This window comes from Burkholderia latens (genome assembly GCF_902499045.1).
Taxonomy (GTDB): Bacteria; Pseudomonadota; Gammaproteobacteria; order Burkholderiales; family Burkholderiaceae; genus Burkholderia; species Burkholderia latens.
In genome coordinates this window covers 97789-112248 of record NZ_CABVPL010000018.1, presented here as the reverse complement: position 1 = coordinate 112248, position 14460 = coordinate 97789, and the positions used below count along the sequence as shown (strand labels likewise).

The 14460-nt window shown below is 61.2% G+C and carries 15 protein-coding genes; 10 read left to right on the top strand and 5 right to left on the bottom strand.

All coding sequences use genetic code 11. The features are described from left to right. The 7 genes from BSE24067_RS15065 to BSE24067_RS15035 form a co-directional block, all read left to right on the top strand. The coding region (locus BSE24067_RS15065) for a phage tail protein (RefSeq protein WP_174904792.1) at positions 1–1159 on the top strand (1159 nt) is incomplete at its 5' end. Positions 1160–1650: 491 nt separating this feature from the next. Next, on the top strand, positions 1651–1911 hold the full coding sequence (locus tag BSE24067_RS15060; RefSeq protein WP_174904791.1) for a hypothetical protein: 261 nt from the start codon (positions 1651–1653) through the stop codon (positions 1909–1911). A 9-nt stretch (positions 1912–1920) separates the two neighbouring features. Then, on the top strand, positions 1921–4311 hold the full coding sequence (locus BSE24067_RS15055; RefSeq protein ID WP_279612900.1) for a type VI secretion system Vgr family protein: 2391 nt from the start codon (positions 1921–1923) through the stop codon (positions 4309–4311). Between the two features lie 714 nt (positions 4312–5025). After that, entirely contained in the window at positions 5026–6255 is a 1230-nt protein-coding gene (locus BSE24067_RS15050; protein WP_151063877.1) for an esterase/lipase family protein, read from the top strand. Positions 6256–6323: 68 nt separating this feature from the next. After that, positions 6324–7541, top strand: a complete 1218-nt coding sequence (locus BSE24067_RS15045) for a T6SS immunity protein Tli4 family protein (RefSeq protein WP_151063878.1) — start codon at positions 6324–6326, stop codon at positions 7539–7541. Positions 7542–7557: 16 nt separating this feature from the next. Next, positions 7558–7821 (top strand): PAAR domain-containing protein, encoded by a 264-nt coding sequence (locus BSE24067_RS15040; protein ID WP_151063879.1) that lies wholly within the window; start codon positions 7558–7560, stop codon positions 7819–7821. An 88-nt stretch (positions 7822–7909) separates the two neighbouring features. After that, entirely contained in the window at positions 7910–8164 is a 255-nt protein-coding gene (locus BSE24067_RS15035; RefSeq protein ID WP_151063880.1) for a hypothetical protein, read from the top strand. On the opposite strand, the gene BSE24067_RS15030 is transcribed toward BSE24067_RS15035, so the two are convergent. Then, entirely contained in the window at positions 8125–9312 is a 1188-nt protein-coding gene (locus tag BSE24067_RS15030) for a glycosyltransferase (protein WP_151063881.1), read from the bottom strand. The two genes, BSE24067_RS15035 and BSE24067_RS15030, sit on opposite strands and share 40 nt — an antisense overlap. Positions 9313–9740: 428 nt before the next feature. On the opposite strand from BSE24067_RS15030, the gene ispH reads away from it, so the two are divergent. Both ispH and hpnH read left to right on the top strand, forming a co-directional pair. Next, positions 9741–10682: a 4-hydroxy-3-methylbut-2-enyl diphosphate reductase gene (gene ispH / locus BSE24067_RS15025; protein ID WP_151063882.1), complete on the top strand. Its 942-nt coding sequence runs from the start codon at positions 9741–9743 to the stop codon at positions 10680–10682. A gap of 12 nt (positions 10683–10694) precedes the next feature. Continuing rightward, positions 10695–11855: an adenosyl-hopene transferase HpnH gene (gene hpnH, locus BSE24067_RS15020; protein WP_040138877.1), complete on the top strand. Its 1161-nt coding sequence runs from the start codon at positions 10695–10697 to the stop codon at positions 11853–11855. Positions 11856–11997: 142 nt separating this feature from the next. Here hpnH and BSE24067_RS15015 read toward each other — a convergent pair whose 3' ends face one another. The 4 genes from BSE24067_RS15015 to BSE24067_RS15000 form a co-directional block, all read right to left on the bottom strand. After that, the gene (locus BSE24067_RS15015) at positions 11998–12258 is read right to left on the bottom strand and encodes a hypothetical protein (RefSeq protein ID WP_151063883.1); all 261 of its coding nucleotides are present in this window, start codon (positions 12256–12258) and stop codon (positions 11998–12000) included. A 180-nt stretch (positions 12259–12438) separates the two neighbouring features. Continuing rightward, the gene (locus tag BSE24067_RS15010) at positions 12439–12918 is read right to left on the bottom strand and encodes a hypothetical protein (protein WP_151063884.1); all 480 of its coding nucleotides are present in this window, start codon (positions 12916–12918) and stop codon (positions 12439–12441) included. After that, positions 12915–13130 carry a hypothetical protein gene (locus tag BSE24067_RS15005; RefSeq protein ID WP_151063885.1) on the bottom strand — a complete coding sequence of 72 codons (216 nt, stop codon included), beginning with the start codon at positions 13128–13130 and terminating at the stop codon, positions 12915–12917. The genes BSE24067_RS15010 and BSE24067_RS15005 overlap by 4 nt, the downstream gene beginning before the upstream one ends. Positions 13131–13144: 14 nt before the next feature. After that, a complete protein-coding gene (locus BSE24067_RS15000) occupies positions 13145–13522 on the bottom strand; it encodes a hypothetical protein (RefSeq protein WP_151063886.1) in 378 nt (125 codons plus the stop codon). 505 nt (positions 13523–14027) lie between these two features. Between BSE24067_RS15000 and BSE24067_RS14995 the strand changes: the two genes are divergently transcribed. Further along, positions 14028–14381, top strand: coding sequence for a DOPA 4,5-dioxygenase family protein (locus tag BSE24067_RS14995; RefSeq protein ID WP_151063887.1), 354 nt, complete (start codon positions 14028–14030; stop codon positions 14379–14381). Positions 14382–14460: the final 79 nt, after the last annotated feature.

The window sequence follows — 14460 nt, the reverse complement described above, 5'->3', positions numbered from 1 at the left end:
GGATGCCACCGCCGCGGCCGAAGCCGCCGCCCAACGCCACAACGAAGCCGCCGCGCAAGCCGAGGCCGCGGTCCAGCGGCACGCCGAAGCGACCGCGCTGACCGAAGCGCTCGCGCAGCGTCACGCCGATGCCGAAGCCGCGTCGCAGCGCCATGCCGCGGCGATCGCGGAAGCCGAGGCCGCCGCGCAACGTCATCACGCCGCCGCCGTCGAGGCCGACGCGGCCGCGCAGCGCCATGCGGCAGCGGCGGCTGCGGCGGAGGCCGCCGCGAAGCGCCACGCGGAAGCGACTGCCGAAGCAGAAGCCGCGACGCAGCGCCACGCTGCCGCGATCGCCGAAGCCGAAGCGCTCGCGCAGCGTCATATGCAGGCGATCGCCGACGCGGAGGCGGCTGCCAAGCGCCACGCCGAAGCGACCGCCGAAGCCGAAGCGATCACGCAGCGTCACACCGAAGCGATCGCGCAAGCCGAAGCCGCCGCGCGACGCCACGCGGACGCGACCGCGGAGGCCGAAGCCGTCAAGCAGCGTCACGCGGATGCGATCGCGCAGGCCGAAGCGGCGGCCGAGCGCCACGCGAAGGCGATCGCCGACGCGGAAGCGCTGGTCGAAGCGGTCGTGAAGGACGCCGCGACGGCCGTCGCGACCGACGTGGCCGCGACGGCTGCCGAGCACGCGGCCGAGCCGGCGGCGGCCGTCGCCGAGCCGGCAACGGCCGAAGAAGTCGCGCCAGCGGCGGGCGACACGATCACCGACGTCGTCGCGACGACCGCCGCCGATATCGACACCGCGATCGAACTCGCCCCGGCCGCCGAAGCAGCGAACGCGCCGGCCGAAAAGTCGACGCTGCACGTCGCGCGCCCGTCGCAGAACGAGCTGACGCTGAGCATCAACGGACAATCGATCACGCTGCATCCTGAACAACTGGGCCAGCTGATCGAAGAACTCGCGCATGCGCGCGCGTCGATGCAGCCGGAACCGCCGCCGGGCATTCCGGCCGGCTGGCGCTTCGTGACGACGAAGAACCCGATGATGGCCGTGCAGAAACAGTCGAACGGCGATCGCCTGCTGGTCGCGCGCCACACCGGCTACGGCTGGGTGCCGTTCACGTTCTCGCCGGACGTCGTGATCCAGATGTACATGATGCTGACGCAGCGGTAAGCGCGCGGCCCCTCCGCCATGTAAACCGTAAACGGCCCGACCGGCTCGCACCGACCGAACGCACCCCAAAATTGGATTATCTAGTCCAATCCTTGGGGTGTTTTTCATGGTGCGAAACCGCGCGGGAAATCCATGGGCTAAAGCGCCTGTCAGCCGCTGATTGGATGACGGGCCGTTGGAAATCGCGGACCTTCCAACAGATCACATCGCGTGGCGGCGCTTGACAACATTTCACAATCTAATTTCCAAGCGCATTAATAGGACAAGTTTGATTTCAGTCGCGGCACATCTGTCAAAGCTGACAGGATTACGAATAGCTCGATTGACAGTTGCCAACGTAGTTCGTAATGTCGAACTTTCGGCAGTGTGACGACTGGCTTTGCAATCTTCCAGATACATGACTGCATCACCGTAAGATTGAACCAGCGGTCGGCAAGCGGGGTAAGTTGCAAGGCGTGGGCGACCGTCGAGACCTGAGAGCATAAATAACAATGAATCCAACAGAACTTGTCCGCGTAGTAGCGGCGCAGTTTCAGAATTTTGAAAGACTACTGTCCGGCTTTACGCAATCCCGTCGGTTACTGCGAGTGCAGTTTGCGTCATCAATGGGTCTGCCAGGTGATTCCGTCTTGCCACATCAACTCACTGCAAGCGAAGGTATTTGTCAACCGCTCAAGGTGACCCTGCAAGCGCTGTCTAGCGATATCTCGATGCCACTGAAGACATTCATTGGCGCGCCGGTGGCGTTCTAGGTAGGCGACATCGCAGGCACTGAACGCACTATTTGCGCAATCGTTTGTGAAACACGCCAACTCGCTGCCGATGGTGGCTTTGTCCTTTACGAATTCGTGTGCGCCGATGCGCTTTCGTTGCTGGATCGACGCGTGACGTGGCGTGTATTTCGCGATGCATCCGTCGTCGATATTTCACACACGATCATTCAAGAGCACACGACCGGCAATCAGATCATCGGTGCAGCGTTTCGACTCGATACGAGCGCGCTTGGCACCTACCCAAATCGGGGATTCACGATGCAGGCGAAGGAAAGCGATCTCGCATTTCTGACTCGCTTATGGCGTCGCGAAGGCATTAGTTGGTACTTCACACATGAGATCGAATACGGCGCCCCTATTCACACGTTGCACCTTGTTGATAAAAACGACGCGTGGAAGGCAAACCCGGCCGGACTTGTACGCTTCAATCGAGCTGATGCAACGGAGCCGAACGACACGATTTTTGCGTGGGAAGCATATAGAGAACTTGCCCCCGGTACTATATACGCCGCATCCCATGATTATCAAACCGCCGGTGTCAAACAACTCGACGCCACGCCATCACAGGACCAAGGCGAACATGGCAAAGCCCTAGCCGCAACGCTGACCCAATATTGGTACGACTCGCCGCACATCGCGGAAAATGCAGACCACTACGAACAGGTTATGCAGCGTCGCCAACTTGCAGTTTCCCAAGGGGCGAAGCATTTTGCCGGCCAAAGTGTCGTCCGTGCGTTCGTGGGTGGCGCAGGCACGGTCTTTTCGATGGTCGGCCATCCGGAAATCGACAGGCATTCAGCCGAAGAGCGTCGATTCGTGTTGACGCACGTGGAAACACGCGTGCGGAACAGCCTTCTTCCGAACTCTCCTGGGAAAGGGAAGTTCGAAATCGAGGAAGATAGCCCGATCGTCAATCGCTTCGAGTGTGTTCGTGCATCGACGCATATCGTCCCGATGTGGGACGCGTCCTGCGTACCATCTGTCGGCCCCATCAGTGCGCGCGTGGTCGGAAACGGCGAAGTCGATGTCGACGAACAAGGACGCATATGTGTTCAATTCCTGTTTGCTCGACGAGACGATCATCGCGATAGCGGCGCAAGCGGCACACCACGCGATTCCGCACGTGTACGCGTCGCGCAACCATGGGCGGATGCACAATCCGGAACGGCGTTCTGGCCGCGTGTCGGTTCCGAGGTTCTCGTTCTATTCATGCAGAACGATCCGGATAAGCCGATCGTCGTCGCAAACATGTTCGACGCACGACATGCGCCGGTGCAGTTCGCCAGCGCGGGAAATCTGCCGGACAACGCGCCGCTGTACGGCATCCGGTCAAAGGAAATCGGCGGTTCCGGGTATGGCGAACTGCAATTTGATGATACGACTGCACAGACAAAGACCAAGCTATCGTCCGAACACGGCAAAACTCAGCTCAATCAGGGCTGGATCGGCCATCCTCGCGACAAGGGTGCATCGGAAAAGCGCGGCGAAGGCTTTGAACTTCGCACCGATCTATCCGGAGCGATTCGAGCCGCGCGAGGGATGCTGCTTTCCGCGGACGCTCGCAACAATGCAAGCGGGCGCGTGCTGGATCGAGCGGAATTGACCGGTCAGTTGGAACTGGCGCTATCTATCGCGAAAAGGCTGAGTGAACTGTCATCGACGCATGATGCTTACGAGACCGATACCGGACCGCAAGAAAAGTTGACGAACGGCATTCGAGAATGGGCAGACGACGGCGGAGTGGCGGCGATCGGGGTTACTGCGCCGGATGGTATCGCGATGTCCAGTCCGGCAAACGTTCTGACCGTCGCAGGCGGGCATGTTGAATCAGTGGCCGCACAGGACGCGAATATCAGCGCCGGCCGTCGCATTCTGATGCGCGCTGCGCAGGGGTTATCCGCATTCGCCAAAGCCGGAATGAAGCTCATGGTGGGATCGGGTGACCTGACCATTCAAGCGCATCAAGGCAAGGGCGAAATCGGCACGTCCGAGCGCTTGCATATTTACTCGCTAGAAAAACTGGTTCTGGAAGCACCGGAACTGGAACTGCGAACCAACGGCGCGGTGATAAAAATTGCGAATGGGAAAATCGTCCAGTCGTCAACAGGCGAGCATCGAATTGAATCGAGCGGCTTTCAGGCTGTCACGGGCGGTGGCGGCACGGCCGACCTACCGAACATGCCAACGTCATCCATGAAGACAGATGAACGGTTTAAGGTGGTCGGGCCAGACGGAAAGCCGCATGTCGGGCTCGCGCACAAGGTCATAGACGATGTCGGTGGCGTACGTGATCAAGGAAAGCTGGCGGCCGATGGCACGCACGCGCTAATTGCGGACGATAGCGAGATTCGTCCGATTAAATTCGTGCCGGTTGACTGAACACAAGATACGATCAATAGAAATGGCTACCGTTGGAACTGCAAACGATAATTCCGAGTGCGGAGTGAAACAAGCGTATCGTCGCGTCGCACTTCGGTTCGACGTGAACGGCAACCCGTACTTTGACAGCGTTACGAGTCCGGAATCGTTCAAAGTGTGCGCGCTCGGCAAACTGCCGCCGCGACACGTCATTCCGGTGATTTTCGTGCCTGGCATCATGGGAACGAATCTCTGTGGAAACGACAAAGCGACCAAGCCGGGCGAGCCTGCATGGAGCCCGCCGAATGGCAAGATGGCTGGCCTCGGGGAGTGGTTCCGACGACTACGTCAAAGCGCCGCAGCGAGACAGATGCAAATCGGCCCGGATCGCGTGAAAGTCGACAACCGGGGAAAAGTCAGCATACCGCGCTATTTATTCTCGTTGACGAATGACGAGGCGAAACGTAGAGGGTGGGGAGAAATTCATTTTGACAGCTATGGCGGAATCCTTGCAGCACTTGAATACGCGCTGAACGAACCGTTCATTGAACCCGAGCTACCTTCGGACGCGCAAAAGCCAAAGGAGGTGTGGCAAGTAGCACAGACACTCCAACGAATCGTAAAGGATCGAAAGATCGACGTTCGTCCCGAGTGGGGCCCGCAAGGCGTGACAATCGATCCGATTGCAGCCGATGAATTCTCGCGCGTGTCGCAGTACTACTATCCGGTGTGGGTGTGCGGTTACAACTGCTTGCCTCGAATGAGGCGTCTGCGGATCAACTTATTAAACGCATCAACGAAGCCGTCGAATACTACAAAAAGGGCTCTTATTGGATTTCCACCGGCAAAGTCATCGTCGTTACCCATTCTATGGGCGGACTCGTTGCACGCCGCGCGGCACAGAAACTTGCGGGCACGTCCGACAACGCCTCCTCAGACAACGACGACGCTTCAAGCAGTGAAGCACCCGAACAGGCTGACGTCTCGTACCGCACCCCTGGCGAACAACAAGCTTCCGACGATGTAGCCCCTGCCACAGGCAACGCCGGCCCAACAACAATTCTAGGCATCGTGCATGGAGTGCAACCAGTAGGCGGCGCACCTGTCGTGTATCGACGGTTTCGCGCCGGCACAGAAGTCAATGGGAAATTCAACATCGAAGGTGCATTGGTCGCGGAGATCATGGGGTGGAGTGCGGCCGATATTGTATGCGTGATGGGAAACTCATCCGGCCCTCTGGAACTATTACCAACGAAGAATTTCCCTGCAGGCTGGCTTAAATTCACGCGCCACGTAAATGAAAAGAAAGCTGATGCGATGCCATCGCTCCCCCTGTCCGATCCTTACAGCGAAATATACTCAAAAACAGTAAAAGACGTATGGTGGGGAATGGTGAATGCTGACCTCATAAATCCGGCCGGCCTCGATAAGGACAAAATATCAGATGACATTCAATTCTACAAACTAGCCATCGGTCGAGCAGAAAAATTTCACGACAACTTGCAACTATACTGCCACCCTACCACATATGCATATTACGGCGCCGATAAGAATCAGGTGGCATTTGGTCGCATCACATGGTCCACGAGAGATGACATTGGAGCAGAATTTGAATGGCAACTTCCTACGATAAAAACAAATGATTTCGATTTATTTGGACAATCAGTTTTGAGATTTGGCCATCAAAAATCCGTATTCAAACTGGAGAATGCTCCACACCCCCCTAAGGATGGACAAACGGGTGACGTGGAATTTTCCGGTGATGGGACCGTTCCCTTTGACTCGGGTAATATGATCGCAAAAGGCGACTCTAAGCCCATCACGTTCCGGATGTCGGGTTTCGACCATCAGATGTCATACAACAATGAATCCGTGCGCGAGTGTGTGCTATGGTGCATCGCGAAGATTGTACAGCTTGCGCCGCCAGTTCAGCAGTCTGGTGCATCCACTCAAGGAGGCGAATGAAGGTGCAGCGACTAATAGCATCGATATTTGTATTTTTTTCCGTGACTTGCATGGCTGGCGAATCGAACATGAACGAATCGAAAACATACTGTGTGGGGCGATATCTTGTCGATGTTCCGGCAAATATGACGCTATCCGCACAGATGGGCGAATATATGTTTGGCCCAGTTCAAACAAACACACGATATCCAAGCCTCGAAGCATTCCAAAAGAGAATGCTTAGCAGGGAATCTGGACTAAAGAAAGCAAAAGACAAGAGCGACCTGAAGTTCGATCGCGCCATCGACGTCGGCGACGCAAGCAAAATTCTCCTCAAATCGACGGTTTTGTATGGCACAAAAATCGAAGGGTTCGAGGCATATAAATGGATCGGCGGCCGAACGTTTTTCATGGATATTGAAGCTATCGATTCAAAAAATTATGCGGATGTTATTGCCAAACTGCAGACCAAGCTTTTACCCAGCCTTCGCGGTCGGCAGCCCGACGAGATTCCCAAGCCATCGGGATTCTGCATTCGAGACGGCTTCTTTGCCGATGACGGTCAATCGCCGCAGCATGAGATTGCGTCAGCTACATTCGAGTTGTCGAATTCACCTGGTTTGCTGATACACGTTGCGACAATGACGGCAAAGCCGGACGAAAAGACCTTGCTACAGCGGGTGGATAGCGGCGTAGCACCGGGGGCGCTGAAATCGCTGGTGTCTGGCATTCGCACGTTGCAACGTGGCGAACATGACGTGAACGGGCGTAAGGGGGAGGAGGGCTTGTGGTCGCTACCCACGGATGCGGGCTTCCGCGCTTATCAGTTCCACTGGGAGGCGCAGGGTGAACACTTGGCGCCACTGAAGCCGACGCTTTCAGTCGAATTGACGACTCGCGCCGACCAACGACCCGGCTTGACCGAGGAACAGGCAATCAAGCTATTCGAATCAATTGTGAATTCGGTGCGACTACGCCCAACATCTGGCGATGATCAGGTAGGCGAAGCGGGAACGCCGCCAGTTCCATTGAATACCATCGTTCGGACGGGAGCAGTTTGTCCGCAGAGCGGCTGGTGGACATGTCCCGAAGCGAATGGGCTTTCTGTCGTCGGCAGTCGCCGTCAATACTTCGAACTCGGGACGGTCATGCCATCAATCGAAATATTGAATCAGCCTGGCATTCTAGATCGCATGTTGGGTCGGGAGTCCAAGCACAGCGTACCGACAACGTGGACGCTTGTGGCTATTGACGACGCTGCGCCGCCTGACGCGATGGGTACGGGTACCCTCCCTCCGCAAGGGTGACGGAGAACGACGACCGATGCGCAACGTTATTCGAGTAGGTGATGCAACAGACCATGGCGGACAAGTGCTGGGCGGGGCGTCAAATTTCGACGTAGACGGAAAGGCGGTCGCACGTAAGGGCGACCCTTGTATCTGCCCGATCGAGGGACATCAGGTATGTGTGATCGCCGAAGGTGACCCGAATTTCGTTGTTGAAGGTCGTCCGGTAGCGTTCGATGGGCATAAAACGACATGCGGAGCAACGCTGCGATCTAGCATGTCGGGATTCGGCGTCACCTGATCTCTCTCATTCGTATTCGACGTGATGCGACAGAAACGCCGTATGACCGCTGCACAGCTCCGTCTGTTGATGGCTGCATGAGGCTCGCATGGTGTCCGTGAATCAAGGGGCGCTATTTGAACTCTCGTTCTACCCCGACGGCAAGACACAACTTGCAACGACAGTCATCTCGATCCCCGCACTCCGTCTGAGCGACGGCATGATGCAATCCGCCACCTTGCCGAAAACGAAACAGCCCGACCGGTTCGCACCAATCGGGCTGTTCACTTTCCGGTTACCGGAAGGCAACCTGCCGGGACACGCTCAGCGCTCCACCGGCGCCTGCACGCGCGCCTTCCACTGACCGCCCTTGCCGCGCCAGTAGCGCCACGCGGACGCGAACGTCGCGCCGACGTAGAACAGCGCGACGAGCGGCAGCGCGGGTGCCCACAGCGGCGAGCGGCGGTAATAGCGCAGCATCGGCGCATACGCCGTGCACATCGACGCCCACGCGAGCCACGCCGGCCATGCGCGCGCGCCGTACGCGAGCGCGGCCACCGGCGGCACGAGATAGATGATCGTCATTCCGAGCAGCGTGCCGGCGAGCAGCAGCGGCGAATAGTGCAACTGCGTGAACGCGGTGCGCGCGATCATGTTCCAGATGTCGCGCCAGCTGTCGTACGGACGCAGCGACACGCTGCGCTCGGCCAGGTCGAGCCGGATCGGATGCCGGCCGCTGCCGCGATGCTTGATCTGCGCGGCGAGGCTGCAGTCGTCGATCAGCGCGCCGCGAATCGACTCGATGCCGCCCGCCTCGTCGAGCGCGCTGCGCTTGACCAGCATGCAGCCGCCTGCGGCGCCGGCCGTCCGGTTGCGCGGATTGTTGATCCACGAGAACGGGTAAAGCTTCGCGAAGAAGAACACGAACGCCGGGATCAGCGCCTTTTCCCAGAACGAATCGCAGCGCAGCCGCACCATCAGCGACACGAGATCGCGCTGTTCGGCCTGCGCGCGCGTGACGAGCTGAGTCACCGCGTCGGGCGGGTGGCCGATGTCGGCATCCGTCAGCAGCAGGTAGTCGGCCGGCAGCCCGAGCGTGCGCACCGCCGCGATGCCCTGCGACTGCGCCCATACCTTCCCCGACCACCCGGCCGGCAGCGGCTTCGCCGACAGCACCGTCAGGCGGTCGGCGCGGTTGATCGCAAGCGCGGCCGCGCGGGCGGCGTCGGCGGTGCCGTCGTCGCTGTGGTCGTCGACGATGATCAGGTGAAACTCGCCCGGATAGTCCTGCTCGAGCAGCGACTTTGCCGCGTCGCCGATCACGTCGACCTCGTTGCGCGCCGGCACGACGGCAACGACCGCCGGCCAGCCGGCCTCGGCGGCGGCACCGCGCGCCTGCGGCGGCAACGTGCCCGCCGGCCGCGCGCGCCAGAAGCCGCCGCGCGCGACGAGCAACACGATCCAGATCAGCAACGACAGGCCGGACACCAGGAAGGTAAGGGCAAGCATCATCGGCAGGCCTCCTGCCGGATACCGGGACGCGCGACGCCGGATCGGGCGCCGCCGGGTGCGGTTTCAATAAGGGTCGGATTTAAAACACCCAGAACCGCATGCGCGGCAGGGCAATACGCGTAAGAATCGACGGTCATCGAATGGCCTTGAAATGAGCGCGATGCCGGGCGGCCGGACGGGCTGCCCGCGAAACCGCGCAGTTTACCGGGTTCCGCGCACGCGAGCGCCGACGCGTGTCTGCGCCGAATGCAACACGCCGAAACAGCACCAGAGCAAGGACGGCGCGATAGGGTTAAAATGCGCGATTAATTCGGGGTTCCGGGGCCTGGCCTGGCCGGTTCGTTCCTGCCTTCATAACATCAAGCCGGGGCGAGCGAGCTGTGCCAGCTCCTCGAACCTCGGCGTCTGTCGTCGGAGTTCGCTCACTTATGCGAGTCATCCTTGCCCAGCCCCGCGGCTTTTGTGCGGGGGTTGTCCGTGCGATCGAGATCGTCGATCGCGCGCTGCAACAGCACGGCGCGCCGGTCTATGTGCGTCACGAGATCGTGCATAACCGGCATGTCGTCGAAAATCTGCGTAATAAAGGGGCACGATTCGTTGAGGAACTCGACGAGGTGCCGCACGGCGCTGTCGCGATCTTCAGCGCGCACGGTGTCGCCCAGACGGTCGAACGCGACGCTCAAACGCGCGGGCTCGACGTGCTGGACGCCACCTGCCCGCTCGTCACGAAAGTGCACGTGCAGGGCCGCCAGTACGTCGCGGCGGGCCGCCGGCTGATCCTGATCGGCCATGCCGGCCATCCGGAAGTCGAGGGCACGATCGGCCAGATCCCGGCCGAGGTGATCCTCGTGCAGAGCGAGGCCGAAGTCGATACGCTGACGCTGCCGGTCGATACACCGGTTGCGTACGTGACGCAAACGACGCTGTCGGTCGACGACACGCGCGGCATCATCGAAGCGCTGCAGCGCCGGTTCACCGACATCGTCGGCCCGGACACGCGCGACATCTGCTACGCGACGCAGAACCGCCAGGCCGCCGTGCGCGAGTTGAGCGGCCAGGTCGACGTGCTGCTGGTCGTCGGTGCGACGAACAGCTCGAACTCGAACCGCCTGCGCGAGATCGGCACCGAAAGCGGCGTGCCGAGCTATCTGGTCGCCGACGGCTCGGAAGTGAAGGCCGAATGGTTCGCGGGCGTGCAGACGGTCGGCCTGACCGCCGGCGCGTCGGCACCCGAGGAAATGGTTGAGGATGTGATCGGCGCGCTGCGCGCGCTGGGGCCCGTCGAGGTCACGACGATGGCGGGCCGTGAAGAAAAAGTCGAATTCAAGTTGCCGGCGAAGCTTACGCAAGCTGTCGCCCGCGAAGTTTAAGGAGGACATCTCTTGTCTATTCCGCTGCTCCAGCAAGTCCGCGTCGGCGCATACATCATGCGCCAACACCTGTCCGGCAACAAACGCTACCCGCTCGCGCTGATGCTCGAGCCGCTGTTCCGCTGCAACCTCGCGTGTAACGGCTGCGGCAAGATCGACTATCCGGACCCGATCCTGAACCAGCGCCTGTCCGTCCAGGAATGCCTGGAAGCCGTCGACGAATGCGGCGCGCCGATCGTGTCGATCGCCGGCGGCGAGCCGCTGCTCCACAAGGAGATGCCGGAGATCGTCAAGGGCATCATGAAGCGCAAGAAATTCGTGTACCTGTGCACGAACGCGCTCCTGATGGAAAAGAAGATGGACGACTACGAGCCGAATCCGTACTTCGTGTGGTCGGTCCACCTCGACGGCGACAAGGAAATGCACGACCATTCGGTGTCGCAGGAAGGCGTGTACGACAAGGCCGTCGCGGCGATCAAGGAAGCGAAGCGCCGCGGCTTCCGCGTGAACATCAACTGCACGCTGTTCAACGATGCGATCCCCGAGCGCGTCGCGAAGTTCTTCGATACGCTGAAGCCGATCGGCGTCGACGGCATCACCGTGTCGCCGGGCTATGCATACGAGCGCGCGCCGGATCAGCAGCACTTCCTGAACCGCGACAAGACGAAGAACCTGTTCCGCGAGATCCTGAAGCGCGGCGAAGGCGGCAAGCGCTGGTCGTTCAGCCAGTCGTCGCTGTTCCTCGACTTCCTGGCCGGCAACCAGACGTACAAGTGCACGCCGTGGGGCAACCCCGCGCGTACCGTGTTCGGGTGGCAGAAGCCGTGCTATCTGGTCGGCGAAGGTTACGTGAAGACCTTCAAGGAACTGATGGAAGACACGAACTGGGACAACTACGGCGTCGGCAACTACGAGAAGTGCGCGGACTGCATGGTCCACTGCGGCTTCGAAGCCACCGCCGTGATGGACACGATCGCGCATCCGCTGAAGGCGCTGCGCGTCAGCAAGAAGGGCATCAAGACCGACGGCCCGTTCGCACCGGACATCTCGATCGCTAACCAGCGCCCGGCCGAGTACGTGTTCTCGCGCCACGTCGAGATCAAGCTCGAGGAAATCCAGCGCGCCGGCAAGGGCAAGCTGCAGAAGCCGGCGAAGCCGGCAGCGGCGGCCTGAGCGGGTTTCGCCGCGCGGGGGGTTCCCGCCTCGCGCACGCAGGCAGCTGAAAAGCGCCACGGAGTTCATTGGCTCCGTGGCGCTTTCGTTTTGTCCGGCGTCGACGAGCGATGCGGCGCGCTCGCGCACGGAATGCGTACGCTCAGTGCCTCGACTCCGCCGCCGCGATCAGTTGCCATGCGGCCGGGCCGGGATCGAGCAACGGATCCGACGGCGGATCGACGTCGTGGTGATGCGCTTCGTCGGACGGCAGCCGCTGCCCCTTCGCAATGCCGATTTCGTTGCCGCATACGGTGCAGCGGTAGATGCCCGCGACCGTCACCTCTCTGCCGGGCGGCAGGTTCTCGCTGAATGCGCGGCCGCTTCCGCACGTGAAGTAGCCGCCGATCCTGTATAGCGCCATCGCTCCTCCTGACCGAATCGAATGCGTTCGCGCCGACACGCGACACCGCCGCAAACGCGACGATGGAACGTCACCGGCCGAAACCGCTCGGTTTCCGGATGACATTAGACGGCGAGTGTCTGCGTTGCGAAATTGGACACGTATGAAACATGGGCCGCGGGCGGGTCGTACCGCTGCCGCTCAATGCAGCGCGGCCGGCGCCCGCATCTTCGCCGCGGCTTGCGCGACCAACGCCGGCTGTTCAGCCGACGCGAACGTGCAGACGTGGCGCCACAGCTCCGCGAGCCGATGCCGCGTGAGCGTCGCGACGCACGCGTCGTTTGCCGCGAGTATCCGTTCGAGCACCGCGCACTCGTCGTCGTGCAGCGTCCATACGCCGCTTTCCGCCGCGCGCTCGACACTCGCGTCCAGCGCGCGCTCCGCATCGACGCACAGATCGATGCTCGCGTCCGGCGACACTGCATCGTCGAGCGCGAGGAACACCAGGTAGACGCTCGTGCGCAGCCGCATCAGCAGCGCTTCGCTACCGTGCTCGCCGCGCAGCGCAACGAGGGCCATGTGGCATTTCAGCGAGATGTCGCGCACGTGCGCGGGCGGCAACGGCAGCAGCCACTCGCGCGTCAGCGGTGGATGGCGACGGCCTTTTCGGGCAGCCTTCATGACCCGCTCTCGCTCGCGGCCCCATCGGCCGCATCGAACGCCGGCCATGCGATGCGGCATGCGCGGGCGGTACGGCGCGCGTCGCGGCTGCCGTCCGGGCGCTGCCGGACGTCGTGCACGTCGCCCAGCCGCCGCGCCGCATACGCGCCGGGCAGCCGCCGGAGTGCCGGCGACACGCGCAGCACGCGGGGAAATCGGTTGGAACATTCCATGCTCGCCTCCCGCATCAGAACGTGTTTTCGCCCTTCAGGTAGTACGCGGTCTTCACGAACAACGCCTTCACTGGATGTCCGCTTTGCGCGGCGCCGGCCGCGCGCGCTTCCATCGCGGCCTTCTCTTCGCGCGACCGGTCCGGCACCGGGTTCCTCACGCGTTCGAGCGCCCGCTGCATCGCGAGCGGATAGTTCTGGTCGCCGGCCGTCGTCGCGCGAAAGCCCGCGCGCGTCATCTGCATCAGCTCCACGCCGGTTTCGGCACGCGCCGCCGACCAGCTCAGCGGCGCGACGTCCGACTGCCGCCCGGTATCGACGGACTGCGCGAAGCTCGCGGCAGGCAGCGCGGCGAGCGTGACGGAGAGCGCGGCAACGGAAACGAGGGATCGCATATTGGGCTCCATATGGTTGTGTCCGCATCGATCGTCCGTGCCGATGCGGTGTAACCATCGTATGTCGCATGGGAGTGCGCTTGAATAGCCGAATCCGCAATTGACATTTTCGGCACTGACGCCGGCGGTCCGATCCGCGCCGCTCGCCAATGCTGCGCGACCGGAATTTCTCTATTTCATTCAATTACCTGATGGCGTTTTGGCAGACGATTCGACGCGACCCGCGAATTGCCTTTGCAGTTTTTGAAATGACGTATTGCTGCCGCAATTTCCGCCGAAGCTCCGGCTGGCGCGGCTTTCCGGCGGGATGCGGCAAGCCTCCACGTCCGCCGGAAAAGTCTCATCGGTCGAACGCGTTTCTCTGACGTACGATAATCTTCGGCACCGGTTGACCGGTGGGCGGCAAGACGCGTCGAACCAGTCCGCGCGATAATTGCGCATCGCGCCGCATCGCGCCGCATCTCGCGGCTCGCACGCGTTCGCTTCCCTGTTCTCGAGCTCCGCCATGTCCTCCATCGACACTTCCGCCATCGACAGTTGGCACGCACACGTCTACTTCGACGCCGCCAGCCGCGACGCGGCCTGGGCGTTTCGTCTCGTCGTCGAAGCACGCTTCGGCACGGTCATCGAGCTTGGGCGCTTTCACGAGCGGCTGGTCGGCCCGCATCCGGCGTGGTCGTATCAGATCGCATTCGGCGCCGCGCAGTTCGACACGATCGTGCCGTGGCTCGTGCTGAATCACGGCGCGCTCGACATTTTTCTGCATCCGAATACGCACGACGAGTTGCGCGATCATCGCGACAGCGCAGTGTGGATCGGCAAGTCGTATGAGCTGAATCTCGGCGCGCTGGGCGGCTGAGCGCTGAGCGCTGGGGCTGAGGCTGAGCGCAGAGGCTGGCGGTTGGCGGCTGACGCCATCACGTTCCCGCCGCGCGCGC